Here is a 26807-nt window from a genome sequence, read left to right as displayed (position 1 = left end):
CGACTCAAAGCTCCGTCAGCTTCGCAACGTCTCGGATGGTGACCGAGCCGCCGGCATATATCTGTGTGTTGTCGAGTTGGATTTCAGATGTGCCTGGCAGCCCGTCCGGCATCAGGACGGGCGACACATCCATGTCAGCAACGTATCCCCCGCCGCCGTCGACAAAGCGAGCCCAAACAGCGACGCCCGTGCCCACGGCCAGGACCGGGCCGGCCACGTAGTTCAACGTCAGCACGTTGTTAACGACGCCGCCAGAGCTGGGCTTTTGGAACGGGATGGACGCCAGCAGTGTTTGGCTGGTGACATTCGCTCCTGGCGCCGGACGCGGGCCACTGTAGAGGTTGATGCGTCCAGGTGCAGCGTCGGCATCAAGCGCTCGGGTCAGGGCTTGCAATCGATCCGTGAGAACCGTCTGGGCAAAATTCAGCGTCATGCGGGCCTCACCCGGTCTTGGATCACGGCGTTAAACGTCTTCGTGTAGTCGTGACCCACCACGAAATAGTCGCGGTTAGGGTCCATGCCTGGAAAGGAGTACGTGCCATCAGCCGCGCTCCAGGTGACACGCAGGAGACGCGCACTTCGCAGGTCGAACAGCCGCACCATCCGACTGTCTGGGTTGTCATTCACCGTGACCTTGCCGGCGATCGGCTTCGATCCGCCGTCGTAGTAGTCGGTGACGCGGTGCGTACGGAAGATGCGGTTGGTGTTGCCTGGCGCCAGGCTGCGGATGTTCTTCACCAGGCGCGACTGAGTGCCGATGAACTTGGTGTACTTCTGGATCACCGGAGCCACGCCTGGATTGGGGAAGGCGGTGGTCGGCACCGTGAAGTTCGCCGTATAGCGCGCTACGCCCTTGGTGATGCGGATCTCGTCGAGACGGCCATCCAAGCGACTGTTCACGTTGTCATTCCACACGTGGGTCCGCATCGGCTGGCCCAGCGAGTTCTGGACGGTGCCCGAGAACGTAGCGGTGCCTACTTGGGTGCCGTCGATGAACAACCGCAGCGTGCTGCCCTGACGAGTAACAGCCACATGGTGGTAGTTGCCGTCGTTCGGCAATGCCGAGCTGGAGCTTTCCGGCAACGTCTGGCCGCCGTTGATGTAGAGCCCCACCTGACGGCTGGGACTGATATACACGATCCAGTCCGCATTGGTGCTTGGGCCAATACCCCAACGGCCGATCATGGCGCCCCCCGATGCACCCAGCCCGGTCACCAACACCCAACCCTCCACCGTGAAGTCAGCAGAAGCCAGGTCAAACTCCGGTGCGTTGCTGTTGGAGATTTCCAGGTGGTCGACCCAGGCGCCCTGCGACAAAGCACAGCCACTACCGAACTTGGGGTTCGTTGTCGAGACCACACAATTGCCCGTGGCCGTCACCGCGTGGACGTAGGACGACGTGTCAGTGAACGTCGTGCTGTTGTTCGCCCCATCGCAATGGATCAGCAGCGAGACGTTGTTGGCATACGGGTCTGTCGGGTTAGACCCAGCAGTGTTCGGGAATGCCGCCGAAGGAGGCGTGAAATTGCCCGTATAGCGCGCCACGTTCTTGGTGAATCGCACGTCGTCCATGAAGCCGGTGAAGGCCCAGCCGTTATTCGAATCGGCCCCCAAGGTCAGCGCGCCATCCGACAAGCTGTTTGTGGGGCCGACGGCAGCCGAGCCCTGCAAGACGCCATTCACGAATCCCATCAACGTGCCGGCACTCATCACCAGGGCGACGTGATACCACTGGTTCATCGGCAAGGGTGTGACGCTGGATATCTGGGTCAGGGCGTTGCCGCTCAGCTGCAGGAACTTCAACTTGTTGCTGCTATCGAGGTCGATAGTCAGCGAATATTGGAAATTCGTGGCAGTACCATCGCTGAAGGCCATCAGACGCTGGAACGAGCCGCCGGCAGTGGGGTAGATCCAGGCTTCAAACGTCATGGCCGACGAGGCCATCGCCGCGTATAGCGTCGCACCTGGGTACTTCAACATCCCGCCCGAGAACCCGATGCTGCCGCCACCAAACTTGAACGTGCTAGTGGACACCGCCACCGAACCGATCGGAGTGCCGGTCAGCGGGCTGGCCGACGAATCCACATAGTTGGAATCGCCCTGCACCAGCAACAGCACATCGCCAAAATTCGGGTCGGCAGACGCGGTAGGCGACGCGAGACCGGACGTGTAGTGCGCGGCGATACGATCAGAGGACAGCTCTTTGCTGTACACCGCAACGTTCGACAGACTGCCGCCCATCGGCTCCAGCGGTCTACCGGTGGCTGTGTAGCCCAGCGACACAGCCGAACCGTCCATCGACGACCAGGCCGTGGTGTTGCTGGCCACCAGCGAGCCGTTGACGTAGATCTTCACCCCAGAGCTGCTGGCTGTCACCACCACGTGATACAGCGTGTTCGGGCTCAGATTGGCCGGTGACGACAGGACGTTGGCGGCGTTAAAGATCACGTTCACGCCACTACCGCCCGCTCCACCACCGATCTGCACGCGGAAGCCGTTGTTGTAAGCGCAGCTAAAAATATTGCCGCCACCCGACTGCGAGTACTTCACCCAGCCTTCGACTGTGATCGCGCCCGCAATGGCGAACTTGGTTACTGACGGGGCGATGTCGATGCGGTTGGTGCTGCCATCCAGCAGCAAGCAGGTGCCCAGACCTGGAGCAATCGCCGCTTGGGCTACCGTGACTCCGCCCGAAGCCGTGGCATTGGCTGGATTCGACATCACGTCCGCCAACGAAGTCCCGGAGGCGTCATTCAGGGGCCAATACGCGATTGGTGCATCGTTGATCACGACGTTTTTGTAGGCCAGCACTTGGTCCGCGCCCCCAAACGCTGCAGTGGGAGGTGAGAACGGTGCTAGGTACTGCGCCAGGCCGTTGCTAACGCGGATTTCGTCGTAGTACGCCTCCGACCAGGTGGCGCCCCCGGACTGGTTGGCTTGGCCGAAGTACAGCGGGACACCGTGCGTGCAAGGGATTGCAAGCGCGTACGCGGCTGAGCCCTTGGCCGCCCCGCTAACGTAAAGCGTCACCACACCCGAGGCACGGACCAAGGCCACGTGAGCGAAGGCATTCAGCGGCAGGTCACCGGCCGAGGTCGAGAACAGCAAACTGCCGTTGACATACACAGCCAGCGAGCCGTCGCTATTGCGCGCAACCAGGAAGTCGTTGTTTGTGCCGTCCCAGCGCCCGAATACCGCGCCGCCATCCGCCCCCTGCGAGACCGGATAGACGAAGCTCTCGACCGTGAAGTCGGCGACGCCGAAGTCCATCGTCTGGTTGGTGCCCACGGCAAAGAAACTGCCATTTGCGCTGCCGGTCTTCACCGAGCTGCCGCCAAACATCGACTGCACCGTGCTGAGAGCGCACGTGCCATAGCACTTGGCCAGCTGCGCGTACTGCGACGAGTCGGCTAGGACCGTAGAGCCGGCGGCGTCATCACAATGCAGCAGCAAGACGACGTTGCCATTCGGAAGAATCGCCATCGCCGCCCCCTAGCGCCACGGGCCGGTGATGTCGATGCCGACCATGCCGTAGTACGACAGGCCGCCGCTCGGCGTGCCGGTGCGGATGACCATCAGCTTCTTGCCCACCAGCGCATCGGTGCCGGGAATCTTGTCCCGGTGGTTGTAGTTACTGAACCAGTTCTGGCAGGTGTGGTACAGCCCCGGCAATTGACCACGGAGGCCGGCATCGTGTCCCACATAGGGGGCGTTCACGAAGATGCCGTTGTCCGCCGGGTTCGGGAACGACAAGCCCACGGCGCTGCCGTTGTTGGCGTTGCCAGTGCCGCTGTACACCGAGCCCATCGGGATACCGAAGGAGGCCAGGAACGCCTGCTTGGCCGAGCCCGTCTGGGTGTACCCACGCGGGAAGAAGATGCCGTTGCTGCTGGCCTGTTGGGGGAACGACAGGTCGCCCGCCAGCGCCCCGTTGGTGTACGAAAAATCGGTGGGGACACAGGCCAGCATGCAGGCATAAGCGTCTGCCGACGATTGGGCATTGATGTCTCCGAAGCCCACCAGCGGACCTACCGACGATACGCCTTGCGGGAACAGCAGAAGGTAAAAAATGCGTTCGTCTCCAAACAACGCCCACTGCACCGCGTAGGTAGAGTACTGCTTGCTCCAGAAGCCACCGCCGTTGATCTGGCCATCTGTCGGGAACGGCCCCACGCCAGTGTCCACGTCGGTCATGCTCTCATAGCCGCGCACGCGCGCCACGCTGCCGGTGTCATCCACGCGCAGGAAAAAGCCCAGGCTCTGCGGCACAGACGGCGTGTACACGCGCTTGTTCGTGCCGGTGAAGGCGATGTTCCAGCCCAGCGGCGCCACCTTGACGCTCACCGTGCCCGTGGCAGTCGCGGCCGTGTTACTCGGCACCGCGAAGGTGATCGACGTGCTGGTGGTGGACAGGATCGTCTGCTCACCGTTGTACCCCGCTTCGTTTGCCCCCGACACCAGCACCTTCTGGTCCGGGTTGAAGCCGTGGCCGCTGTTGAGCACCATCGTGGCCGTGCCGGCGGTCTGGGTCAGCGATGTGGCGGTCTGAGCGTTGTACCCGGTATTCAGACAGACATCGAGAAAGGCCGCCAGGGCGCCGGCCGCGCTCGACGGCGTGGGCATGCCCTTGTCTGTGCTCGCAAAGAATTTAACGGTCATGGTGGGTCCTCTATTGACGGTCGATGTCGCCGCGAATCTGGATTTGGAAGGTGTCGTCCTGCACCGTGGCAGGCCCTTGCAGGACCGTACGAGCGACCCACACGGGGAAGTTGGCGGCCGTGGTGTTAAACCGCAGGATGTTGCCGGCCTGCCAGCCACCGCCCCAGCCAGCAGCGCGAAGGGTGAAGTACGGCTGATTGGTTGCAGGGTTGTTGGGTGCGCAGTCCTGGTTGACGTTGCCGGTTGCCACCTGGCCGCTTTGCTCGCCTACGACTCGGAAGTTCTGCGGGTCGGTGAACATCAACGCCCAGCGTTCCTGCAGCGCGCCCTTGTTGGTGACCAGAATTGGGTACTGCGCGTTGTTGTAGTTGGCCGTGGGTGCAGCACCAATCAGCGCGTTTGACCATGCGCCGCTCCAGGTTGCCTGCGCAAACATGTTCAGCGCCTGCGCCTGCAGGTCGCCCGCGATCAGGGCCGAAGAGACCTTCGAGCCTGGTACCGGGAAGTTGTGGGTGAGTTGACGCGTCAGCGCCAGGCGGCCGTTGATCTGCACGTCGGACGTCTGCGCCATGTCCTCGATGCGGTTCTCGAACACCAGCGGCAGCTTGTAGCCGCTCGTGTTGATCGAGCCACCCAAGGTGCAAGTGCCGGCGTTAAGGTCCGTCGAGTACATGCTCGGGTCCACGACCTTGTACGGCACCGAGCTGTCGATCACTCGGCCGACAGCCAGGCGCACGCGCGTTGCGCTGACCTTTGTGCCCGCGTTCGCGTTGGGGAACGGGATCTGCTCGGTGTGGTGGACCACCACCACGTAGCCCTTCTGGAAGATCGGCACGCGGCCGTCGACGGGCAGGCGCACCGGGTCCAGGCCCAGGATCGAGCTGTCTAGCGGCAGGTACGAATACGCCACGGCGTTGTAGGTGGCCGTGTTGGCGAAGATCGGATACGGCTTGAAAATCTTGCCGTCCGTCGTCACGGCATCAGGGTTGTACCAGATGGCACTCTCATTGCCCGCTGCCGTCACCATTCGACCGAAGCGCATGTTCACGACGCCGGTCTGGTAGTTGATATAGCCGAAGCAGTTGGTGCCGGTGATGGTGCCGTCCGGGTTCGATGTGGCCGTCACCGTGCCACCCGTCACCGGGCTGAACTGGAGCTGCAGGCTGCCCGGCACCACCGGGGCTTGCGGTACGCGGAAGCTCAGGAAGTCCACCGGCTGGCCCGTTACGGTTGTCAGCAGCGACAGGAGGCTGACCCCATTGCCGCCACCTGGCGTGTAGGTGGTGATCGAGACTTCGCCGGTGGCGTAGTTGATGGTGCCGGCGGCGGTGCCGCTGTTTGTCCCTGCATTGAAGTCGCAGAACAGCGTGCCGTTCAGCTCGTAGTACACCTTGCCGCCCCAGGCGAACATCACAGACCCAGGCACCAGCGGCTCGTTGTACTGGTACGTCAGGTCGAACTTCCACTCGGAGACGGTCACCTGTTGCTGCTGTGCGCTGCCCGTGGTGGTCATGTACTCGACGTCGACCGAGCCGCTGGCGTCGTTGGGATAGGTGGCCGCGACGGGGTAATAGTTGATGCCGACCAGCGTGTTTTGATAGACCGGGTTAAAGAAGTCCGGGCCGCTCAGACCACCATTCGCGTTGCGCATGTATCCGATCACGTTGGACTGGTACACGGGCTGCGGCACGCTCACGATCACGTCCGGCTTGAACTTCACCAGGCCATTGACGTAGTCGACCGCGCTGTGATCGACCACCGTGTTGGTGCCATCTGCCTTGTACTGGCGCAGCTTGCCCGTGCTGTCACCTTGCGCGGTCGCATAGGGGTCAGTCTGGAAGTACTGCATCTGCGCGGGGACGTTCGAGATCGTGCTGTAGTCGTTGATGAGCACGTTCCAGGTCACCTTCAGCGAGCTGGGGACGATGTTCTTGTCATCCAGCACCAGGTTCAGGTCGGCATTGCCATCGCGCAGCGGTGCCGTGAAATGCTTGGTCTTCTTGCTGCCCAGGTTGTAGTTCAACGTGAAGGTGGTGCCGCCCGCCGGCAGCACATTGGGCGATAGGCGGATCTCGTACTGGCCGTTGTACCAGCGGATATAGCCCGTGGCGTCGCCCGTGATCTTCTGGGTGTCCGATACCACGGTGGCGCTGTAGTTGCCGCCACCAGGCTTCGGCCAGGTCACGTTGACGGTGCCCATGACGAGCTGCTGCGTGCTGTCGGTCGGCGTAATAAAGAAGCTGACCCACGGGGCCGGCGGCGTCGTGTCCGAGCGATTGAAGTACTGCACCGGCGACGACCAGGCAAACATCAGCGACGAGCCGTCATCGGGCAACGCCCCGAGCGTCAGCGTGACGGTACCGGTCGCGTAGTTGATCGTGCCGGCACCGAGTGATGGGTCGCTGCCCTTGATCGCACCGAAGCCGCCGGAGCCGCCTGTGTCCGTGAGCGTGTACCAGTTCCCCTGTGCCATGTAGGAGATCTGCAGACGCCGCGGTGCCGGGAAAGGTGCCAGCGTTTGAACGAAGACGTTCTGCCGATTCGTCTGGTTGATGTCGATCGACGCGGTGTTTGCCACCATGACCGGCACGCCGGCCGGCATCCAGCTCAGGCTGACCTGGCCGGTTTGCCCCATCGACTGGCTGAGCGTGATCGTGTTGGTGGTGTAGGCAACGGTGCCGACCACCACGTTGTTGGAGGTGATGATCAGGTTGCCGGCCCCGTCGTCCGAACAAGCCCCGAGCGTGAGCGAACCCGGCTTGATGGCGGTCGGCACATAGATCAGCTGCGGATACGCGCCGCTGATGATCACCGGGATAGCCTGGCGCGTCTGGCCGGACTGCACGGCTGGGTTGTAGTTGCCGGCCGCGTTCAAGTTGGCCAGCGGCGTGCTCTGCTGGGCACTGGGCACCAACTGCGAATAGATCGACTTAACGCCGATATTCACGTCGCCAGGCGCCACCGCCTCGATCAAGTCCGACACGCCGTAGTAGTTGGCGGCGTTGGCCACAACGGTGTCGCGGCAGATCGCTTGAGCGGCGCCGTTGTCGTAGGGGGTCGGCTCCGGGCCGTTAAACGTGTAGAGCAGTTGCGACGAGATCGTAAGCGTCGCCATGACGCCCGTGAACGTGATGCCGCCTGCCGTGCCGTTGTTGTAGTTGAACTGGCGTGTGGTGGTCTTAACGTCCGACACGCGCACGTATTGGGAGAACTCGGTCGGCAAGCCCTCGAACTGCACCAGGACGAGCGTCTGCCCGATCTTCGGTACCGGATCACCGACCTTCAGCAGAAGCTGCACCGAGCGCTGGCCCTGCAGTTGCGTGCCGAGCAGTTGGCCGGCCCATTTAACGGACTTGGCCAGGTAGGACTGCACGCCGTTGGCCGCGTCGCTGCGATGGTCGAACCAGTTGCGGGTCGTGAACATCGTCATCGAGACGTTGGGATCGTCCGGGGCCTTTGCAACGACCAGGTTGCAACCGAAGTAAGCGTCCGTGGTGCTGGTCATGACGGCCGGGAACGCCTTGCGCAGCGCGATGCGGCCGTAGGTCCGGTCCAGCTCGGAAATGTCCGGGAAGAGGTTGTTGGACAGGCCGTCCACCACCTCGTTGGCCGTCATCCGGCCGCCGCCGTTGTCGGTATCGAGCAGCACTTCCGACTGCAGCAGTTTGATGTCACCGGTTTGAATCGGCATTTAGATCTCCATCAAGCGGATCGTGGCCAGGAACGGATCGTCTGGCTGGGGAGAAGGGAAACCTTTGACTGGCCGCGAATCCATGGCGCCGTCGGCATGGCGGAACTGGACGTTGCGGGTCTTGCCGTCTTCCATTTCCAGCGTCATCTGCAGCCCTGCGATATCGGCCCAGTCGTGCAGCGCGTCGACCGTAGAGCGTGGCAACCAGGCCATTTCCTCGTTGGGTGGCGCCAGGGTGATCGGGCGGCCGGTCTTGCGCGTGGCGGCCTGCACAAGCAGCGCACCGGTGATGGCATAGGTCGTAGTGGTGACCGCCTTTGTCCAGGAGTGCTCATCAGTCCAAAGCAGATCGTGGTGAAGCTGCAGCACCACGCCTGAGACCTGGTTAGTGAGCTTCATTACGCGCGCTCCTTCGCTTGCTGCATGAGTCTGATAAATGCGTCTTCATCCTTGGCATTGATGTCGGCCTCGATGGTTCCGTCTTTCGTCGCCAGCTCAATGCGTACGCGCCTGGCCGGTTCCGTCTGCGCATTGGCTGCAGAGGCAGCAGCAGACGCCTGCTGAGCTGATTGATCGACCGCATCCAGTCGGTTGGTTGTCTTTTCCTGGGCGGCTGTCTGCAGGGCCTGCAGGCGCTGCTCCTCTGTGCGCCGCGCCTCTTCTTCGGCAGCCTGCTGCTTGGCGCGCTTCTCATCGGCGATATCGGCCATGGTCCGTTTGTGGATCTCGGCCAGGTCGGCTTTGGCGCTTTGATAGCCCGTCTGCAGGTCGCGGGCGGCTTGGGCGAGCGCGGCCCGGTCTTCTGGCGTCTTGGCTTCAGCCTGGGCCGTCACCATCTTGGCGTTGGCGATCTTGAATTCCAGGTCGAGATCGAGCAGGCGCTGCTTGTAGCGGCGCTGTTCGACTTCCTCTTCCTTGCCCTGCATGCGCAGCAGCTCTTCGTGGATGCCGCGCGCATTGCTGGCCAGGCTCTCCGACTGTGAGACGGCGTCGCGCGTGCTTTGGCGGATGGCGTCGCCGACACCGCTGTAGCCACGTGCGAGCAACTGCGCAGCGTTGGCGCCAGCCAGCGCGCTGGCGGCCATCCGCTCAATGTTGACGCGACTCTCCAGCGTATCGACCTTCACGCGCGCTGCAGCCTGGGCCATGTTGACCAGTGCCGTGCTCAGGCCAACGGCGTCCCCAATGGGCTTGTTGCTCTGCAGGTACCCCAGCTCGAAGCGGGCGTCAGCCAGGCTCTTGGCGAGTTTGCCCGCCGCGTCAGTCGGCCCGTTAAACATGCCGGTCATCTGGGCGAAGCGCTGTTCGGCATCGTCGCCTAGTGCCCGCACGCTTTCGCGGATGCCGTTGATGATCGTCGCAACACCGTCACCGATACTGCCGGCAACCTTCTGGCCAGCTTCCCCACCAGCGTTGCCAGCTTCGGCCACGTCGCTGGCGGCAGCCTTGGCCTGGTCGGCCACGGCGCTCCAGCCATCCGCCAACGATTTGGCCTCGATGGCGGCCTGGCGGCTGTTCTCAGCCAGGCGCGCGGCTTCATCTGCAGTGGCCTTGGCCAGCTCGGACGCCAGGCGTGCCTTGTCGGTGTCTTCGAGCTGGGCGCGGCGCTCGGCTTCCTTGGCTCGGGCTTGGGCTTCGACTGCAGCAGCTGCGTCCTTCTGCGCGCGGGCCTCGGCCTCGGCTGCAGCGACGGCGGCGCGGGCGGCATCCACGACGGCCTGCTGGGCTACGGCGGCATCCTTGGCCGCCAGCGTGCCTTCCTGCTGGGCCTTGGTCTGGGCGACGTACAGCGCCCGGCCTTCTCGCACGAGCTGAGCATTGGCGCGCGTGACGTCGTTTGTCGCGCGCTGCGCCTCCGCCTGGGCCTGCACCACTTGGGTCTGGTCGCGGGCCGCCTGCACGCTGGCAGACGACAACTCGCGCAGGCGGTTGGTCACCTTGGCGAACGAGGCGGCCATCAGGTCGGCCGACGCGCGGCCACTATCTGCCAGGCTGTTCAGCTGCGCTTGCACTGCCTGCAGCTCCTGCGCAGTCTTGGCCGAGTCGATCAGCTTCTCGGTGGCCGCACGGATCTCCGGGGCCTTGACGCGAGCGTTGGACACCAACGCATCGAACGCCATCTGGATGTCTGCAAACTGCTTGGATAGGCCCGTGCGCGCGGACTCGACAGACAGCCCCATCTTGTCCAGGGCGATCTTTAACGTGGTGTCCAGGACGCTGGAGAGCCGGCGTGCATCATCGGCGCTGCTACCGAACGCTGCCTGCGCGATGGTCTGGAAACGCACCAGGCCATCGAGCGGGATGTTGTTCAGCTCCTTTTCCAGCGCCGTACGGATCTGCAGGGCGCTCGCCTTGCCGCGCACGGCCAGCTCGTCCAGGGTGGCCACCACGGCCTGGACGCTGGCCAGGTTGTTGCTGTCCAGGCCCTCGAACACCTTGCCCAGGGCCGTGGCGACTTCCGGGCTGCGGGCAATCTGGGCATCGAATGCCGCCAGCAGCTGATTGACCGCCGGCAGGATGGTTGCCTTAACGTTGCTCGCGGTGCCCTTGGTGGCAGCGTCCAGGGCGGTCAGCGCGGCGTTGGTCTGGCCCAGCTCGACCTGCCAGCGTTGCGCCTGGCGGCCGGCCTCGGCGTGCTGCTCGGACAGCAGCTTCACCATGCTGGCGCTGTTACGACCGCCTTTTTCCTGCTGCAGCTGCAGGCCGGTCAGCTCCTCGGTACGCATGGCCAGGCCCATCTCCGCCAGCTGCAGCGCCTTCTTGGCGGCCAGTTGCTCGCGGTAGGCGGCCAGCTGCTGGGGCGACAGCTTCAGCAGCTCGTCAGCCGAACGCAGCTGCACGTTGGCGTACTGCTGCTGGGCTTCGGTCGCGGCCTTGAGCGCCGGCAGTTGCCCCTGGAGCTGGGCCATGCGGGCACGCTCGGCTTCGCCTAGCGACCGATGCTCCAGGGCGTAGTCCGACAGCAGCTTGACGCCAGCGCGCACGGCCTCGATGCCGATCAGGCCGATAGTCAGGTAGACGCTCAAGCGCGACAGCGCCATGGCGCCAGCCTGCAGGACACCGACCTGGCGGCCGGCTTCGGCGGCAGCTTGGCCAGCGGCAGCGAATCCACCCGTCAGCTTGCCAACCAGGAGCCCGGCACCGGCGATCTGGCCGATCTTGACCAGCTCGCCCGAGACCTTGGCCACGGCAACGGCCATGTTGCCCAGCGAAATGCCCGTCTCGCGCAGGAACTGCTGCACGCGCGGATCGGCCAGCTTCTCGGACAGCAAGTGTGCGGCCTCGGCCAGGCGCTCGTTAAGCCCCGACTTACCAACCGATGCGGCCGTCTCGAACACTTGGTTCTGTAGGCGGGCAAACTCGGCGCGGGCCGATGTCATCGCCGCCGGCAGACCGTCCTGGAATGTCTTGCGCAGCTCGGCCGCGAACTTGGGCAGGAACACGTCGGCCGCGACGCCGCCTTGCTCCAGCATGTGGCCCAGGCCCTGGGTGGTCACACCCATGGCACGAGCTGCGATCTGGAACGCGCCAGGCAGACGCTCGCCGAGCTGGCCGCGCAGCTCTTCGGCCGCCACCGTGCCCTTGCTCACCATCTGCTGGATGGCCAGCAGCGCCCCGGCCGTCTCCTCGGACGACAGGCCCAGCACCGTGGACGCCTCGGTGACGGCGGAGAAAACGTCGCGGGTCTTCTGCCCCTCCAGGGTGGTGCCACGCGTTGCGGCGGCCAGCTTGGTGTATTCCTTGGAGACGGTGGCCAGGTCCAGGCCCAGGCGCTGGGCTTCCTGGCGGATGAACCCAAACTCAGCCGTTGCTTTCTCAGACGATCCCGTGATCGCCGTTAAACCGGTCTTGATGCGGTCCAGCGCCAGCGCATCCTGCATGGCCATGCGTGCGCCGGACAGAACGGTCTGGAAGCCGACATAGGCCGCCGCCGCCGCAAGCACCGACTGCACAACACCGCCCATGGCACCGTTGTGCGCCTGCGCTGCAGCGACACCGCCGTTCAGCTCAGTGTTCAGCTCACGCATGCGCAGGCGCGCGGCCGTGGCTGCGCGCGACAGTTCTGCGGCCGGCAGGTTGGCCGTCGTGGCCAGGCGCTTATACGCGGCCTCGGTCTGCGCCAGTTCGGCGCGTACCGCCTGCAGGGAGCGCAGGCCCAGGACCTCGTACGCTTGTTCGTTGCCGGCCGTGGCCAGCTCGCGCTTGAGCGCAGCGACACGTTCACGGGTGGCGGCCAAGGCGCGCGCCTGCTCTTCGGCCGACAGCTTGCCGCTTTGCGACAGCGTGCGATACGCGGCCTGCGTGCGTTCGACCTCGGCACGGATGTCGGCAAAGGCGCGGATGCCTAGCGTGCGATACGCCTCGATGCCGGCGTCGGCCTTGTCGCCTTTCAGCTCCCGGTTCAGAGCAGCGATGCGGCTCTCTGCAGCTTCTGCAGCCCGCGCCAGCTCGACACCACTCAAGCGTCCGGAGTTGGCCAGGACCTGGTAGGCATCACGTACGCGGGCGATCTCGGCGCGCAGCTCCTCAAACGACCGGATGCCCAGCGTGACAAAGCCATCCTCGAAACTGGTACCAGCGATCTCGCGCTGCAGCTCGGCAATGCGCTGGTCGGCGGCTGCAGCCGCTCGCTCCAGGTCGGCCATCGATGCCTTGCCGCTGGCGGCCAGCGTGTAGTACGCCGAGCGGACCTGCGAGATCTCGACCTGGATGTCTTTGAGGGAGCGCACGCCCAGCGTGCCCCAGGCGGCGGCCGTGTTGTCTGTCGACATCGAGCGGTTCAGCTGCTCGATCTCCTGTTTGGCTGCACGTGCTGCGCGGATCAGGTCTTGCGTCGACGCCTCGCCGCTGCTGGCCAGGCGCTTGTAGGCGGCTTCGATCCGCTCGATGCCAGCCAGAATCTGATTGGAACTCTGGATGCCCAGCGTGTTAAACGCTGTCTCGATGTCGTCGGACGCCGCTCGGGCGCCTTGACGCATGGTGTTAAAGGACCGATCCGTCTCCGACGTCGTCTCGCCCATGGCCCGGACGAACTCTTGGGCCAACAGCTTGAGCTTCAGACTCAGTTCGATATCCATGGCGACGGTAGACGGTTAAAGCCCGCGCCGTGCCGTGTTGCCGGTACGGCGCGGGGTTACTTCTGGTTGGATTGCTTGATCTCTTCCCAGGCCGCCAGGTAGACGGCCCAGGGGTACTTCCAGGCGTTCGGATGCCCGAGCCTGATCAGGGCACAGACGGTGCGCTCGAACTCGCCAGGTCGGGCGCGGCGCGATTTCCGATTTCCGCCAGCCGTGCCCGCAGCTCGAAAAAATCCGGGTTCACCTCCTTGATCTTTTCGATCAGCGTGCGGATCTCGCTCGGCGCCAGGCTGCCAAAGGCTTCCGCCGTCAGGTCGGTGCTGGCTAGGATGTCTGCGACAGACACGTCGCGGAACATCAGCGCATCGACCACGTCGAGCTGTTGCTGAGGGTCCCGTATGCGCGCGAACCAGGCACGGATCTCTTCCACCGTCAGCTCGCGCACCAGGACGGTGTGCGTGCCGATGGGGACCGTTGTCGTCAGGCTCATAGCTTCCGGCTGCTCCTGGCGTTAAGCGGCAGCCGGCAACTGCACGAGGCGGCCGAACTGGCCGAACTCGGCGCTGTAGGCGCGCGTCGGGTCCAGCATGATTTCGCCAGTCACCTCCATGCCTGCGATATCGCCCGAGCTGATCATCGACAGCTTCTTGAGCGGATCGGTCGACACGCGGTAGAACTCGGCGATCACCGGCTTGCCTTCGTCGGCCAGGTTGATGCCCTCGTAGCGCAGGAAGAACTCGGGCTGCGGCGACGTAAAGATCGACACCGATTCGGCCGCGCCGTACGAGTAGGCTGCCTTCCAGGGCTGCGTGGTGCCGGTCACATCCTTGATGTCGATGGCCCCGTAGGTCGGGTCCAGGACGTACTTGGACGCATCCACTGGCACCGGCGTCGCCGCCGCATCGGTCAGCACCAGATTTGTGACGGCCGGGTGCGCGAGCGCGATACGGTCGCCTGCAGCGAGCCCAGCGGGCAGCGCTTCACCGGTCACAGTGCCGGCGATGCCCTTGGTGGCGGTGCCGTGCAGGAACAGCGCCAGGTTTTCGGACGAACGCTGCATCGCAGTCATCGACAGACTGGCCGACTTGCCGGCGATGATCTTGACCACCGTCGCGGCCTGGCCCGAGTAGCTTTCCTTGGCCTTCTTCACTTCGACCTGGAATTCGGCATCCAGGGCGCTGACATCGAGCAGCCAACGCAGCGACTTCACGACGCCGTTGACGCGCATGCCGCCAAAGACCTTGCCCTGGCCGTAGTAGTAGGGTTGCAAATCCATGCTGGGTTCTCCGGGAGTTGAGAAAGTGCGACCGGGCGTTTAACGCTGGCGGCTGCTGGGTGCGGTCTCGGTTGCGACCGCCTTGCCCACGCCGTGCTGTTTCAGCCATTCGGCGTCGTGCTCGTGGACGTGGATCGTGGTGCCTGCGTCCTTTTTCTCGCCGTCGTGCTTGTGCGGCTTGAGCAGTTCGATGGCGACCTTGCTTTGGGTGGTCATGCTTTTCCTCGAATCAGGTTGTTGGTGCGGAAAACAAAGGGGTAGTAGCCGAAACCGTCCTGATAGCCTGCCTTCGGACCGGGCGCGCGGCGCAACGGAGCCCAGGTGGGCAGCAGCTGGTGTCCCACCAAGCCCTGGAGGAGCTGCCAGATCAGGGGGCCGGCAATGCGTCGCGCGCCTGCACCGCTCTGGACGGTTCCGGAGTGCTTGACCTGCAGCACAACCATCCAGAGCTGCGACGTGAGCTGGACACCGCCGCCGCCCTGCATGGCAGCGCCTTGACCGACCTCATCGCCCACATAGATGACGTGAGCCGCCTTGGGCGCTCTGCGCCAATCCTTGGCGGTTTCGGCGTCTTCGGCGGTGATGACGTGGGGCACGTCTGGGAGCACAACCTTGATGCGGTCGACCAGCGGCTGTTCGATGGCGAAGTAGTCTCCGGTCGCGCTCACCAGTTGTTCCCCCAGTCGTTGCGGCCTGCGGACACCTGGACCGTGTTGGCCGGCAGCTGGACGACTCCCGCCGTATCTAGGCCCAGCGACAGCGTGCCGTCAGCGATGCCCCGCAGCAGCTTGAGCTGGCGTGCATAGCGCAGCGCCACCGGGGAGTCGTCCAGGACGTCGTTGGACAGGTAGTACCGCGCCAGGTCGACCGCCACGCGGCGCAGCACGGTGGGCGTGCTGGCCAGCGGCAAGGGGTAGCGCCCCTCCAGGTACACGTTGATTTCGGCGGTGGCCGTCTCGATGGCCTGGGCCACGCGCTCCGCGTCGATCTGACCGGTGGGCGGATCGGCGCGGTCCGTGAGCTGGACCAGCTCTTCGGTGCCGAACTCGCGCACTAGGTCGGCCTGGGTGCAGTACGTCATGGCCGCTTAACCGCCCGACTTCTTGGTGGCGGACTCGGCCTTGGCCACGGCTTTCTCACGCGCTGCCAACCCGGCTTCGCGCTGGTCCAGCTCGTGCTGGCGCGCGTCCAGCTCGTGCTCGCGTTTGCTCAGCTCGTCCCGGCGGTCATCCAGTTCCATCGCGCGGGCGTCAAGCCGCTCCTGGTCGGCTTGCAGCGCTGCGGCCAGTTTTTCCAGCTCAGCCTTGCGGCTGTCCGTGTCGTCCAAGTCCGGCTGAGGTATGTCGACAAGGGTTCCGTCCTCGCGCTGGTGCATCACGACCTGGAAGGAGACCAGAGACGGGTCGCCCGTGATCGCCGTGTGTACGTGTTTAGGAATCTCTTCCAGCGGGAGATTTTTCGGAACGGCGCCGAATTCCATGCCGGCACGACGAAAACCGTCCCGCTTGGCAACAACGCGCAAAACCTTGACTTGCTTGGGCATAAGGCCCTCCTGATTGGGTTGTCCGGTTCGCTCAGGAACCCAGCTACAGCGCCACGGGTTCCTGGCTTCCTTCCCCCGCGCTTATGGCGTCGCGCGGGCGTTCTCGCGGCGGGGTGTTATGCGGTTAAGAGAGCCACGACGTGTCGAGCACGTCGACGACGTCCTTGTTGATGTTGGTCGCGCCCATGGCGTTGCGCTCAGCCTTGACGACTTCAAGCGCTTGCTCGCGCAGGTTGGGCGGCACCACGAGCAGCTTCGGACGGATATTCAGCGGCTTGCCGTTGTCACCCTTGTAAGCGCGCATCTGCGCGTAGGCATCGCTGAACGACTTGGAGTCGAGCGCTTCGCGGCTGGCAAATGCCAGTTGCCACAGACCGAAGCCGACGTTCGAGCGGGCGTCAACGCCGTACAGGAACTCCTTGCGGTGGAAGACGTTTTCGTCGTCTTCCTTGTCCATGGCTACGAACGTGTACGGCTTGCGTACCTGGTAGATGATCGGCTTGACCATCCGCGAGGTGTCCAGCAAGTACCAACCCGTGCCGGTACCACCCTGGAAGTTGGAAACGGACGTGATGCCACCGCCTGGGATACCAACCGGATGGTCCGTATCGAAGAAGTACTGGCCGTCGTAGCAAGGCTGCGAGAAGCCGTTTTTCCAAAGGCCCCACACCAGCTCGTCCGGATGCTCTTTCGCGTCCTGGCCCAACTGCTGGATAGCCGGCTTGTAGAGGCCGTAGGTGTCGTCTTCAATCGACTCACGTTCGACGCCGATGGTGTTTTCCCACGGCTTGTTCTTGATCGTGAAGTCGTTGGACGCGAGGTTCTGCACGACGCGGTCGCCGATCCACTCGCGGAAGCGGGTGTTTTTGCCCAGCCAGGCGTAGACCTCTTGGCTGGTGCTGGACGGAACGGTCATGGCGATCTGACCGAAGTCGGAGGGCGCCGCATCGAACGCACCCTGAAAGGTCAGATTGAAGCCGCGAAACATCGCGTCCAAGTTCTGGCGGTTGATTTCCATTTTCTGTTGGGCTCCGGGATGGTGGAGTTAGCTGCCTGCAGGAGACAGCCGGGCGAGCGGGTTACAGGTAGATCCAGACGCCCTGAGCGTCGACGTCACGGATCTTCCCGGCAACCGAGCGCGTATTGGTGGCACTGGTCTTCGCCACCGTGGAGTCATCCACGATGTAGGCGTCATTGCCGACATCGGCGAGCGTGATCTGGTCGGCGCCGGCCGAGTTATCGAAGCGCCAGAGTTCGCCGCGACGCACCTTGATCGACACAGCACCGTCGGTGCCGTTGGTGTTGTCGACGGTCTCTTGGGCAACGCCTGCGCAGAACAAGCCTGTGCCGGGGCGGCCGTTGACGGCCAATCCGGCGAGCAGGCAAACCAGCGTCCCCGTGTAGATCTTGGTCGCGCCTTTCATCGGAAAGGCGTAGTTGGTCCCCGCTCGGCGGAAGGTGTTGCGATCAGCGGTTGCTGCAGTCATGTGTTACTCCAGGAGTTGATTGAGAAGCCGCGCCGCGCTGCGTTAAGCCGCGTCGGCCTTCTGCGTCTTCTTGAAGTCTTCGGGCGCGATGCCCATCGACTTGCAGACGGCAAGTTCCGCTTCAGACAGGCCACCTTCATTGGCTGAACCGCCGGGGGCGTGGCCGCCGGTTTGCATCTGCGACAGGGCCGCAACGGCCGGCGCGCTGTCCACGAACGAGCGCAGAGCGGCGATGTCTTTGTTGCCCAGCTCGCGCGCCCATGTCACCTGCGCTTCGAGCAGCTTCCCGGCCTTGCGAGCTCCCTCGATGACGTCTTCGACGTCACGGCCATTGACCTTGGCGGTCAGCGCGGCGACTTGCGTCTGCAGAGCGGTCATCGTCTCGACGGGCACGAACTTGGCTGGATCGGGGTTGCCGGTTGCGGCGGCCTCAGCTTTCGCGCGTAGCGCGACGATCTCGCTTTCCTTGGCTGCAGCTGAGTCGGCCTTAGTCTTCAGGCCGGTCAGTGCAGCAGTAGCGGCCTGCTCGTTGTCAGGGTCGATGCCAAGCGACATCAGCAGCTTCTTGAGCCATTCGGGCATAACGTTCTCCAGGAATTGGTCGTGTTGGAAGTGCGCCGCCGCCCTTAGCGCCACTTCCGGCAGGTCATCCAGGGCGGGGAAATTGGTCAGGGCGGCGTGGAGCAGCTTCAGCACGGCGCCCGTGTTCTTGTCGTAGGCGAAGACGGGGGACAGGTATTTGTATTCGCCGTCAGCGATCATCTGGCGGGCCTTGTCGGTCCATTCCGGCGCGGAGGCCCAGAGGCCATCTCCTTCGCGCCACTCCATATCCTTGAACCAGCCGGACGCGGGTGCCGGCAGACCGTTCTTTTCGGAGTTGAGCGTCTGGTGCTCGTAGTCGATGACGATGCTGCGCTTCTGCGCATTCGCCGCGTTGATCACGCGCTGCGCGTCGGCTGCCGTGCAGACCCATGCGGGGCACTCAGCGGGACGGCCGTCAACCGAACGGAATGCGCCAGCGGGCAGAAGCTTGATCGGCGCGGCCGGCTCTGCAGCGTTCAGCTCAACGGAATAGGAAAGGACGGCGATGGCGTAGGTCATGACGCCATCGTGCCGAGGGGGAGAGGTTGGTCGTAGCTGGACGAATGTCAGGGAGCCCTGATTCGTCCGCTCGCGCCTGCGCGGTGTTGGTGGCCTGCCTGAATGCGCCTAGCAGGCGATTTAACGTATGTTTAACGCGGGTATCTTGGGGCGCCTGCTACCCGTATGGCTGTATTCTCCTTGCGCGCCGCCTGAGGCTGTTTAAACGCCTCTACGGGCAAAACCGCAGTACGACGCGGCTTGGCGAGCGATTTCAGGCGGTTTCGAGATAGTTCGCCAGGAAAGCCAGGATATCGTCGCGGACCTCTGGGAGCAATTGCTGATTGTCGTCCACAGGGACCTGGCGCCGAGCTGGAATCGTGGCTGCCAGCCCACGCCCGGCCTTGCCACCAAAGTTCTGGATCGCCGCGTACTCCACGAAGCTGGACAGCATTGCGTAGTCAGGCCCAGATGAGGCGGTGTAGGAGCCGGCCAGCGTGCCCGTGACATGCAGGATATTGCCCGGCCAAGTGCCATCCGCCTTGCGCTTGGCCTTGGTCGAGTCGGCCAGGTCAACCCAGGGCGGGATGCCTTGTTCCTCGAATGCTTGCGACGTGCGCTCGTGCAGGGTCTCCGCGATCTCCTGCATGGCGGGCTGTGCATTCGTGACCCGCTCCATGAAGCGGGCAAACAACGCATTGAGCGCTGCGTCGTTCACTTCCAGGTCGATCATCTGGCTCATTCGTTCACCTTTGCTATAGTCTGGATTCCGACCGCCGTGACGACAGAAAGTCGCCGGGCTGCTCGCTGGGGCCAGGTTTCAACCTGGCCGCTACATGAGGGACACCGGATAAGCCAAGCGGCCCAGCTCCGGAATGGCGCCCCTCCACGGCGGTCACTCCTCCATCTTTCCGGTCAACACCGTGTAACGCTTCCCGTTGGCCAGGTCTGCAGCCTCCACCAATCCCGCCGTTCGTACCGCGTTGCGTGCCCCTTTCTGTCGGCCGCTGTCGTCACGTGTCTGCTGTGCGAAGTCGACGCGCACCACCACCTTGCTCTTCTTCTGCAGACCGTCGCTCTGGAACACGTACACCAGCGCCGGGTCTTCCAAATCCCACAGGATGGCCTGGGGCGACGCCAGGCGAAACGGCAGGGCCAGGATGTCGTCCATGGGAAGTGCCGCGCTGCGTGCTGTCTTGGTATCGCGTGCCAGGTGCAGCAGCTCGGCATCGCGCACGGTCAGCGCAGCCGTCTCCGGCTGGATGTCCATGCGCTTGAGCGCCGCCAGCACGTCGGGCTGCAGCGCTCCCACCACCCGGTAGTTGTTCGCCGCGCGCCCCGCCTCGATGACCTGGCTGGCCCACGTGCGGTACTCGGCCGCGAGCTGGGGCAGCACCAGGTGCAGCGCTGACTGCATTGCCTGGGCGCCCAGCTCCGGGTCGGCGAACTCCACCTTGCGGGCCAGCACCTGGCTGGCCTGCTCCAGGCCGGCGGCGCCGTGGTTGTAGTTAAAGCCGGCGTCCGGATAGAACGTGATCGGTTTGCCGTCGTGCACCAGGCGAATGCCGGTCTGCTCCGTTCGGTAGACCTCGCCAGTACGCGGGTCGACGCCGGCATCAATCTCGCGTGTCACCAGCATGCCGTCGCTGGACGACAGCACCAGGCCCCGGCGCTTCATGTCGCGCTCGGACAGGGCCACCACACGGCAGCGGCAGTTGTAGCCGTTGGGCGGGTACAGGTACTGCCAAATCGGATCGTCGTACCGGAACACCCGGCCGTTTAACGCCGCGTGCGATGGGCGTGTGCGGCCGTCCATGACGGCCACGTACATCCAATACGGCCGGAAGCGCGCGTTGGCCAGCATCTGCTTGTAGCGCGCGGCCATCATCGCGCTCTGCACGTTGGTGCGGTAGATGGTCTCCAGGCGGCGCGGGCTGCCGAGCTGGGCCACCTCGGCACCGCCCTCGCCATCCACGATGACCTGCTTGCCCCACCAGCCCTTGGCCTGCAGGATCGGTGTCAGGTTGCGCTTGAAGGTGCCGAGGCTCCAGCCTTTCTCGAAGACGGATTCGACAGCGCTGCGGATGTCCTGCAGGACATCGAGCCGGGCAACCTTGGCCACCGTGAACGCCTGCGCGTGCGCCGCGTCTCTCACCTCGTACCAGTTCCAGCCGATCTGGAAACCTTTCTGCTTAACAAAGGCGATGGCGTCTTCCGGCGGCATGCGGAAGACGGCACGGATATCGGCGTCGGTGAGCGTTGCCATGCGTTACGCCTGGTCGCTGTCGTCGGCCGTCAGGCGTCCGACCAGGTCGGCAGCGAACAGCATGTTGGCCAGGCTCTCCTGCAGTGCGCTGTCGTCCATGTCCGGGAACAGCTCGGCCAGCAAGCCCAGCGCTGCGTCCGCCGACGGCGCCTCCTGCAGGCGCTTGAGCACATCGGATAGCAGCTCGACGGCTTGGCGCTGCAGGGTGCCGTCCTGGCCGAGCTGGTCGACGGCCTTGTCCATCTGCACCTGATCCTGGAACGGCTGCGGACTGTCGGTGCCGCGCAGGATGGCCAGCGCGGCGTGCAGTCGGCTACGGTTGGCCGCAACAGAGGGATCGGTGGGCGGCGTCTCTGACCCGTCCGGTGCCGGCGTCGGCGCCGCTGACTGGCGTTGCGGTTGCAGCGTCGCCTCGCCGTCCTTGGGCTTGGGGATGTTGAACTTCTCGTAGGCCCAGTCCTGGCCAACCGGCAGCCCAATGTTCACCAGCGTCTGCACGTTGGTAGCCAGCGCGCCCATGTCTTCCGGTTCGCTCACGTGGAAGACCACGCGCGGGCGCCGACGTGGATTGTCCGCCTGACCTCCGTTGAGCACCAGGAGCGGATACACGATGTCACGGCTCAGGGTCGGAGCGAGCTGCCGGCAGTCCGATGCCTGGATGTCGTGGCGCACTTCGTTGTGTACCTCGCCCAGCGCATTGGTTGATGTCTTGCCGTCGGCCTGGCTGGTGAGCGTGCCGCCCAGGATCGCCTTGGACTGTGCCCGCTCCATCATGTCGAACATGACACTGAACGGCACTTCGGTGCCGTTGCTGGCGTTCTCGAATTCGATGGACATTCCCTCGGGAATGATCCCGGCGGCCGAGTGCCCCAACTGCGTGACGGCACGCAGCAGCGCCGACTTCTCTGCATCACCAGCACCGGACGGGTATTTGCCCAGGCGCAGCGGCATGCCGTAGATCTCCAGCAACTCAGCCAGGTCGCGCACGGCGTAGTGCTTGAACAGGTACGGCCATGCCAACACGCGATGCAGGCCGCTGCGCGACACGTAGCCCGACTTGGCCTTGTGCACGTGCTGAATCCAGCCAAAGGGGAGCAGCGTCGCCCCATCGGGCGAGTTGTCGCGCAAGCGGATCACGTTCTGGTCGTTCTGCGAGATCTGGAACCACGACTGCGGCCGGTGATGCAGCGTCTTTGGCAGCCAGCTCGCACCGAGTTGCTGCCACTCGATTTCCAGCATCGAGAAGCCATGCCCGATACCGTCGAGCATGTCCAGGATCATGTCTTCCTTGCCGGGGATGTCGCTGACAAGCTCCTGGACCATGGCCGCGTCGCGCTTTTCCCTGGCGCTCGGATTCTTGGGGGGCTCGACCGTCCACTCGATGTTAAGGACGGCGCGCTTGCGCTTGCTCATCTCCGAATAGATGTGCGCATCCCGCTCTTCCATGTCCAGGAACAGGTCCGTCTGCGCTTGCAGGCGTCCGCGCTCGGCTTCTTCCAGCAGGCGCGCGAGCTTGTACGGCGTCATGCCGCGCGCCGGGTGGTTGGCGTATTCGCGGTGCAGGTAGGTCAGCTCGGCGGTTTGCTGCTCGCGCAGCACTGCCTGCTGGATGGGGTTGCCATTGACGTCAACGATGGTTGCCATGATCGTTACCAGTTGCCGGCGAACGGCGAATCGCCGCTATGCTCGGATTGCGTTTCTGCGGTGGAGGAGTGACGGCTGGCGGCCGTGAACTCGAAGTGGCCATTGCCCCGCGTGCTGGCGATGTACCAAAGCAGATGCAAGGCGGTCAGACCGTCGTAGTGATGCCCTGATTGCGGCTCGGGCCAGGTGTCCAGCTCTGAAAGCAGCGCAGTCAGCTTGGCGTGCAACAGGATCATCGGCGCTACCCGGTCCGTGATGTACGGCTCCAGGGAGTCGATGCGAACTTCTGGCGCCACCGTGGCGGTGATACCCACCAGCGGCAGCGGCACACCCTTGAGCGCAGCGTTGATCATGAACGTCTGCCGCGAGTGCTCATAGGCGTTGTTGTTCTCGAACGCCCAGGCTCGACATTTGAACTCGCGCTGAGCGTCGATCAGGTCGGCTTCCAGTTTCGATATCACGCGGCGCTTGATTACGGCTTCCACCACGTGCAGCTTCATGTTCCACGTATCCAAGCCACCGACCAGGATGGCGGACGGGTCGGACGTTTCGCCCTTGCCCATCGACGGATCACAAGCCCCGTACATGATCCAGTGCTGCAGCCGCTGCACCCAGAACGTGATGTTCCCGAAGACCTTGTCTTCGTCGGAGCGCGGATCGCCCTGCATTTCGGTGGCGAAGGCGCGCGGCGAGGTGGCCCGCTGACGCATCAACCAGAACAGCGAACGCACGGTTGGCCAGGAAATCACCGCGCCTTCGTCCATGCCGGCCTTGTTCTCCAGGTAGAACTGGAAGGACGGCAGTTCCGTTTCGGCGACCACCTTGCCCTGTGCAAGGGCCTGCTCCACAAACGGCTTGTCGGCATTGCGCATCAGCTGCTCGCATTGCTCCCACAAGTCCATGTTCACCGGCAACTTGACGAGCGCGCGGAAGTGGTGGACCACGTGGCCGATGGTCTTCTTGGCCCGCGAGATCGGATCGTCTTTGTCCAGGATCGTGCCCACGCCCAGGTACTTGACCGTACCGTCAGGCGGCCCGAGGTAGTCGATGGCCTTGGTCAGCCAGGTCCAGCGGTTCTCGCGCTCAGTCGGGCTCTTCGCCTCGGCGTCGGTAATCAGATCATCGCCAAAGAGCACCTTGGGGCGAGACGCCCCGTGGAACGTGCCCCGGATGGCCTGCTCAGCGCCGAACGGCTCGAACTTAACGCCCGTGCGCGTGACGATTTCGCCAACCTTCCAGGTGCTGCCCTTGCCGCACACCTCGGGGAAGTCAACCGCCAGCACTGAGTTGGCGATGTGCTCAGTCTTGATGACTTCCAGCAGCTTGGTAGGCAGCTTGGTCTCCGCGCCCAACAAGATGCCGTAGTCGATGAACGGTGGAGGCGGGCCTTGCCAGCCCACCTCCTTGCGCACCTCTTCGCGCTGCAGGAGCCCCTGCACCGAAATCCACACCGGGCCAACCTTGGTCAACAGTGACGATTTGGCCTCGCCCCGTGGCGCGATCCACCATTCCTTAACGCCGCCGGCCTGACGCAGCAACTGCGGGAACCGCGTGCAGAACTGTCCCTGGAACATCGACGGCTCGCCGCGAATGTGATGCGGGAAGTAGGTGTAGGCGAAGAACTGGAAATCGCCGTCGACCAGGACGCGGCGGCGGCGCTCAGCAATCGCGGCCGGACTCGTGTCCAGGCCGCTTTGGTATGCCTCGATGTCACGTCGCAGCTGAGCACCGAGCTTCTGGAGTTCTTCCAGGAACTCCTTTTCTGTGACTTGCGTATCAGCCATAGTCGCGGGCCAGCTCGCGGCCGAAACCGTCCAGCATCTGTGCAAACACTCCGATCAGGTCGGCGTGGTGTTCCTTAACGTAGGCGGCCAGGCGCTGCAGCACGTCCATGGCCGTGGCCAGCTCGGACGTCTCGGGCAGGATGCGCTTGGATGCGGCGATGGTCTTGTTGTACGCATCGGCCAGGCTGGCCAGGAGCTGGACCTTGTCGGCCGGCTTCAGCTCCTTGTCGGTCTGCAGGGCTTCCATCGACGCCTGGTACTGCAGGACGAGACCAGCCAGCATCTGGCGCGCAATATCTTCGATGGTGCCGCCGGCCATGAGCTGCGCAGCCTGCGCCTTGTCCCAGTCGTCGCCGTTGGCCTTTGCGTCGGCTTTCCAGCGGCGGGCCGTGCTGATCGGTACGCCAGCGGAGACGGCCGCCAGCTCCAACGACAGCCGCTGGAACACGAACGCGCTGCGGACCTTGTCCCGCACTGCCTGGTCGTACGCCATTACAGGCCCAACTTGCGCTTGGCGAACTCGACGCCGAGAGCGGTTAGCACTGCCGTGAAGCCGCCGGCAATGGCGCCCGTCTGAGCTGCTTTCACCTCGACGGCGCGCAGGCGTTTGTCCATGCTGTCCATGCGTTGGCCTTGGCTCTGTTGATTCACCAGCATCATGTCCAGCTTGCCCTCCATGCGGCCAAGCGCCTGGACCAGGTCTTTGTCGTCCATCAGATTCTCCGGGTGTGTTGGTCCAGGCGTGCCTGGCAGTTGATGCAATACCGGCAACCCGGTACTGCCAGGCGGCGGGCCTCGGGAATCTCCCGGCCGCAAAGGGGGTTCGTGCAGATTGGGGCGGACTCGCCCTTGGGGATACGCGACCGAACCGCCTCGACGGTCGCGTCGCGTTCCAGCTGTTCGACGCGGCTGGCTTCGTCCAGGGCTTTATTGCTTAACATCCAGCCCTTCCTCGTAGTCGATCAGCTTGTTGAGCTGTGCTTCCAGGTCTTTCGCTCCTGCCGCGTAGTCGATGTGATGACTCAGGACGCCGGCTTGAGTGATGGCCGCGGGGGCGAGATCGTCGTCTCCTGGAGCGGCACCGGTGGTTTCGGTCGCTTGAGCAGGTACGCTGGTGCCTTGGGCGTTGGCGGGCACTGAAGCACCGATGGCTGCGTTGTAGCTGCGCAGCCAGCCGCGAGTGAACACGCAAGCAGGAACAGGCACCGGCTGGGCAGCCGGCGCCGGACGGTAGACAGTCGTGACATGGGGCACCTGTGCATGAAGGTCGGCGGCCGTCTGCGCGTTGCCGCGCTCCTGGTCCACCAGCTGGCTGGTCAGCAGGTTGCCCAAGGCGACACGCTGGCCAAAGTTCTGCAGGGCCGTGTTCAACCCTGCGGCGGTGACGGTGGCCAGGCCTGTCTTGTAAGTCGACATGGCCAGATCGCCGTTCTTGGTGGCTTCCTTGAACCCCAGGTGATAACCCACGCCGCCACCAATCATGGCGATGACCAAGGCGATCAGCAGGATCAAGGGGGCGTTAAGTAGACGGTTGGGCATCGGGCTTGCCTTTGCTGGTGACGTAGCGCATCAGGACTGTGTAACCGCCCACGGCCGCCAAGTAGACGCCCCATATCTCGGGCGTCAGGCGGTGGTCCCAGCCTTCGCGCAGGAACACCACCGTGGCGGCTGCGTTGGCGACGTTGGGCCACAGCTTGGTGTGGGAGAGCCGGCCGGTGCCGGCATCGGTCACCAGCTCGGCCAGGCGTTTGAGGATGTAGCGCAGCAGCCGGATCATTTCAGCGTGGCCAGCGCCAGGCGTACGCCTTCCTCAATGAGCGCAGCGCTGTAGGGCTGCATGCCGTTTTCGTGTCGGATGATTCCGCTCACGATGCAGCGCAGCGTGCCGCCGTCCGTCAGGTCGATGCGTGCGTCGGGGTGGACGGCCAGAGCCTGGGCCACTGCGGCGATGTACGACTCGGTGTCGTTTTCGTTGGGCGGTGCCCAGCGCGAAATCACCTCGCGCACCGTGTCGATACCTGGGCCACCGATGCCGGGCATGCCGGTCTTGCTGCGGTAGTTGAGCAACACGACCGCCATGGCACGGATGCCAAAGCGCGGCTCGGAGAACTGGCAAAAGTCCTTGTCCGTGCGCATGTGCGACGGAATCAGGCCCTGCCAGTCGTCTTTCCAGCGGATGTTGCCGGGGTTGTTGTTGCGGATACCACGTGGTTGCACGGTTCACTCCCTGACATGTGTCCAACTCCACGGCAGTCTCGCGCGTGCGTAGTGGGGACTGGAGTTGGACAGATGTCAGGGA

General features: G+C 64.1%; 25 protein-coding genes. All 25 read right to left on the bottom strand.

The window, feature by feature from the left end:
• Positions 1-4: 4 nt before the first annotated feature.
• On the bottom strand, positions 5-433 hold the full coding sequence (locus F7R11_RS15815; protein WP_064805023.1) for a hypothetical protein: 429 nt from the start codon (positions 431-433) through the stop codon (positions 5-7).
• On the bottom strand, positions 430-3483 hold the full coding sequence (locus F7R11_RS15810) for a LamG domain-containing protein (RefSeq protein WP_064805021.1): 3054 nt from the start codon (positions 3481-3483) through the stop codon (positions 430-432). The genes F7R11_RS15815 and F7R11_RS15810 overlap by 4 nt, the downstream gene beginning before the upstream one ends.
• Positions 3484-3492: 9 nt before the next feature.
• On the bottom strand, positions 3493-4659 hold the full coding sequence (locus tag F7R11_RS15805) for a hypothetical protein (RefSeq protein ID WP_064805019.1): 1167 nt from the start codon (positions 4657-4659) through the stop codon (positions 3493-3495).
• Positions 4660-4669: 10 nt separating this feature from the next.
• Complete coding sequence (locus F7R11_RS15800) at positions 4670-8350, bottom strand: hypothetical protein (protein ID WP_064805016.1); 3681 nt, start codon at positions 8348-8350, stop codon at positions 4670-4672.
• On the bottom strand, positions 8351-8749 hold the full coding sequence (locus tag F7R11_RS15795) for a hypothetical protein (protein ID WP_064805014.1): 399 nt from the start codon (positions 8747-8749) through the stop codon (positions 8351-8353).
• A complete protein-coding gene (locus F7R11_RS15790; protein WP_064805012.1) occupies positions 8749-13428 on the bottom strand; it encodes a tape measure protein in 4680 nt (1559 codons plus the stop codon). Before F7R11_RS15790 ends, F7R11_RS15795 begins: the two co-directional genes overlap by 1 nt.
• 145 nt (positions 13429-13573) lie before the next feature.
• On the bottom strand, positions 13574-13918 hold the full coding sequence (locus tag F7R11_RS15785; RefSeq protein ID WP_064805010.1) for a hypothetical protein: 345 nt from the start codon (positions 13916-13918) through the stop codon (positions 13574-13576).
• 21 nt (positions 13919-13939) lie between these two features.
• Positions 13940-14704, bottom strand: coding sequence for a phage tail tube protein (locus F7R11_RS15780; protein WP_064805007.1), 765 nt, complete (start codon positions 14702-14704; stop codon positions 13940-13942).
• A 39-nt stretch (positions 14705-14743) separates the two neighbouring features.
• Complete coding sequence (locus F7R11_RS27045) at positions 14744-14920, bottom strand: DUF7210 family protein (RefSeq protein ID WP_156669025.1); 177 nt, start codon at positions 14918-14920, stop codon at positions 14744-14746.
• Positions 14917-15372 (bottom strand): phage tail terminator protein, encoded by a 456-nt coding sequence (locus tag F7R11_RS15775; RefSeq protein ID WP_064805005.1) that lies wholly within the window; start codon positions 15370-15372, stop codon positions 14917-14919. Before F7R11_RS15775 ends, F7R11_RS27045 begins: the two co-directional genes overlap by 4 nt.
• Positions 15369-15785, bottom strand: coding sequence for a gp436 family protein (locus F7R11_RS15770; RefSeq protein ID WP_064805003.1), 417 nt, complete (start codon positions 15783-15785; stop codon positions 15369-15371). Before F7R11_RS15770 ends, F7R11_RS15775 begins: the two co-directional genes overlap by 4 nt.
• A gap of 6 nt (positions 15786-15791) precedes the next feature.
• Positions 15792-16247, bottom strand: coding sequence for an HI1506-related protein (locus tag F7R11_RS15765; RefSeq protein ID WP_064805001.1), 456 nt, complete (start codon positions 16245-16247; stop codon positions 15792-15794).
• A 124-nt stretch (positions 16248-16371) separates the two neighbouring features.
• A complete protein-coding gene (locus F7R11_RS15760; protein WP_064804999.1) occupies positions 16372-17265 on the bottom strand; it encodes a Mu-like prophage major head subunit gpT family protein in 894 nt (297 codons plus the stop codon).
• Between the two features lie 61 nt (positions 17266-17326).
• Entirely contained in the window at positions 17327-17734 is a 408-nt protein-coding gene (locus F7R11_RS15755; RefSeq protein ID WP_064804997.1) for a hypothetical protein, read from the bottom strand.
• 42 nt (positions 17735-17776) lie between these two features.
• Positions 17777-18835, bottom strand: coding sequence for a phage protease (locus F7R11_RS15750; RefSeq protein WP_064804995.1), 1059 nt, complete (start codon positions 18833-18835; stop codon positions 17777-17779).
• Between the two features lie 253 nt (positions 18836-19088).
• Positions 19089-19556: a phage virion morphogenesis protein gene (locus tag F7R11_RS15745; protein WP_064804993.1), complete on the bottom strand. Its 468-nt coding sequence runs from the start codon at positions 19554-19556 to the stop codon at positions 19089-19091.
• Positions 19557-19709: 153 nt separating this feature from the next.
• Complete coding sequence (locus F7R11_RS15740) at positions 19710-21080, bottom strand: phage head morphogenesis protein (protein ID WP_064804991.1); 1371 nt, start codon at positions 21078-21080, stop codon at positions 19710-19712.
• Positions 21081-21083: 3 nt separating this feature from the next.
• Positions 21084-22724, bottom strand: a complete 1641-nt coding sequence (locus F7R11_RS15735) for a DUF935 domain-containing protein (RefSeq protein ID WP_064804989.1) — start codon at positions 22722-22724, stop codon at positions 21084-21086.
• A gap of 5 nt (positions 22725-22729) precedes the next feature.
• Entirely contained in the window at positions 22730-24508 is a 1779-nt protein-coding gene (locus tag F7R11_RS15730) for a hypothetical protein (protein ID WP_064804987.1), read from the bottom strand.
• Positions 24501-25001, bottom strand: coding sequence for a DUF1804 family protein (locus F7R11_RS15725; RefSeq protein WP_064804985.1), 501 nt, complete (start codon positions 24999-25001; stop codon positions 24501-24503). The genes F7R11_RS15730 and F7R11_RS15725 overlap by 8 nt, the downstream gene beginning before the upstream one ends.
• Positions 25001-25222 (bottom strand): hypothetical protein, encoded by a 222-nt coding sequence (locus F7R11_RS15720; protein ID WP_064804983.1) that lies wholly within the window; start codon positions 25220-25222, stop codon positions 25001-25003. The genes F7R11_RS15725 and F7R11_RS15720 overlap by 1 nt, the downstream gene beginning before the upstream one ends.
• Complete coding sequence (locus tag F7R11_RS27495) at positions 25222-25449, bottom strand: TraR/DksA C4-type zinc finger protein (RefSeq protein ID WP_082932846.1); 228 nt, start codon at positions 25447-25449, stop codon at positions 25222-25224. The genes F7R11_RS15720 and F7R11_RS27495 overlap by 1 nt, the downstream gene beginning before the upstream one ends.
• The gene (locus F7R11_RS15710; RefSeq protein WP_151180533.1) at positions 25436-26047 is read right to left on the bottom strand and encodes a hypothetical protein; all 612 of its coding nucleotides are present in this window, start codon (positions 26045-26047) and stop codon (positions 25436-25438) included. Before F7R11_RS15710 ends, F7R11_RS27495 begins: the two co-directional genes overlap by 14 nt.
• Positions 26028-26285 (bottom strand): hypothetical protein, encoded by a 258-nt coding sequence (locus F7R11_RS15705; RefSeq protein ID WP_064804979.1) that lies wholly within the window; start codon positions 26283-26285, stop codon positions 26028-26030. Before F7R11_RS15705 ends, F7R11_RS15710 begins: the two co-directional genes overlap by 20 nt.
• On the bottom strand, positions 26282-26725 hold the full coding sequence (locus F7R11_RS15700) for a structural protein P5 (protein ID WP_064804977.1): 444 nt from the start codon (positions 26723-26725) through the stop codon (positions 26282-26284). Before F7R11_RS15700 ends, F7R11_RS15705 begins: the two co-directional genes overlap by 4 nt.
• Positions 26726-26807: the final 82 nt, after the last annotated feature.

This window comes from Ralstonia insidiosa, from assembly GCF_008801405.1.
Taxonomy (GTDB): Bacteria; Pseudomonadota; Gammaproteobacteria; order Burkholderiales; family Burkholderiaceae; genus Ralstonia; species Ralstonia insidiosa.
The sequence above is the reverse complement of the archived record's forward strand: the minus strand, read 5'-3'. Positions and strand labels throughout refer to the sequence as shown.

Bases quoted from the DNA above. Each gene is read 5' to 3' on its own strand.
- F7R11_RS15815 (WP_064805023.1), bottom strand. From the start codon at position 433: ATGACGCTGAATTTTGCCCAGACGGTTCTCACGGATCGATTGCAAGCC.
- F7R11_RS15810 (WP_064805021.1), bottom strand. From the start codon at position 3,483: ATGGCGATTCTTCCGAATGGCAACGTCGTCTTGCTGCTGCATTGTGAT.
- F7R11_RS15805 (WP_064805019.1), bottom strand. From the start codon at position 4,659: ATGACCGTTAAATTCTTTGCGAGCACAGACAAGGGCATGCCCACGCCG.
- F7R11_RS15800 (WP_064805016.1), bottom strand. From the start codon at position 8,350: ATGCCGATTCAAACCGGTGACATCAAACTGCTGCAGTCGGAAGTGCTG.
- F7R11_RS15795 (WP_064805014.1), bottom strand. From the start codon at position 8,749: ATGAAGCTCACTAACCAGGTCTCAGGCGTGGTGCTGCAGCTTCACCAC.
- F7R11_RS15790 (WP_064805012.1), bottom strand. From the start codon at position 13,428: ATGGATATCGAACTGAGTCTGAAGCTCAAGCTGTTGGCCCAAGAGTTC.
- F7R11_RS15785 (WP_064805010.1), bottom strand. From the start codon at position 13,918: ATGAGCCTGACGACAACGGTCCCCATCGGCACGCACACCGTCCTGGTG.
- F7R11_RS15780 (WP_064805007.1), bottom strand. From the start codon at position 14,704: ATGGATTTGCAACCCTACTACTACGGCCAGGGCAAGGTCTTTGGCGGC.
- F7R11_RS27045 (WP_156669025.1), bottom strand. From the start codon at position 14,920: ATGACCACCCAAAGCAAGGTCGCCATCGAACTGCTCAAGCCGCACAAG.
- F7R11_RS15770 (WP_064805003.1), bottom strand. From the start codon at position 15,785: ATGACGTACTGCACCCAGGCCGACCTAGTGCGCGAGTTCGGCACCGAA.
- F7R11_RS15765 (WP_064805001.1), bottom strand. From the start codon at position 16,247: ATGCCCAAGCAAGTCAAGGTTTTGCGCGTTGTTGCCAAGCGGGACGGT.
- F7R11_RS15760 (WP_064804999.1), bottom strand. From the start codon at position 17,265: ATGGAAATCAACCGCCAGAACTTGGACGCGATGTTTCGCGGCTTCAAT.
- F7R11_RS15755 (WP_064804997.1), bottom strand. From the start codon at position 17,734: ATGACTGCAGCAACCGCTGATCGCAACACCTTCCGCCGAGCGGGGACC.
- F7R11_RS15750 (WP_064804995.1), bottom strand. From the start codon at position 18,835: ATGACCTACGCCATCGCCGTCCTTTCCTATTCCGTTGAGCTGAACGCT.
- F7R11_RS15745 (WP_064804993.1), bottom strand. From the start codon at position 19,556: ATGAGCCAGATGATCGACCTGGAAGTGAACGACGCAGCGCTCAATGCG.
- F7R11_RS15740 (WP_064804991.1), bottom strand. From the start codon at position 21,080: ATGGCAACGCTCACCGACGCCGATATCCGTGCCGTCTTCCGCATGCCG.
- F7R11_RS15735 (WP_064804989.1), bottom strand. From the start codon at position 22,724: ATGGCAACCATCGTTGACGTCAATGGCAACCCCATCCAGCAGGCAGTG.
- F7R11_RS15730 (WP_064804987.1), bottom strand. From the start codon at position 24,508: ATGGCTGATACGCAAGTCACAGAAAAGGAGTTCCTGGAAGAACTCCAG.
- F7R11_RS15725 (WP_064804985.1), bottom strand. From the start codon at position 25,001: ATGGCGTACGACCAGGCAGTGCGGGACAAGGTCCGCAGCGCGTTCGTG.
- F7R11_RS15720 (WP_064804983.1), bottom strand. From the start codon at position 25,222: ATGGACGACAAAGACCTGGTCCAGGCGCTTGGCCGCATGGAGGGCAAG.
- F7R11_RS27495 (WP_082932846.1), bottom strand. From the start codon at position 25,449: ATGTTAAGCAATAAAGCCCTGGACGAAGCCAGCCGCGTCGAACAGCTG.
- F7R11_RS15710 (WP_151180533.1), bottom strand. From the start codon at position 26,047: ATGCCCAACCGTCTACTTAACGCCCCCTTGATCCTGCTGATCGCCTTG.
- F7R11_RS15705 (WP_064804979.1), bottom strand. From the start codon at position 26,285: ATGATCCGGCTGCTGCGCTACATCCTCAAACGCCTGGCCGAGCTGGTG.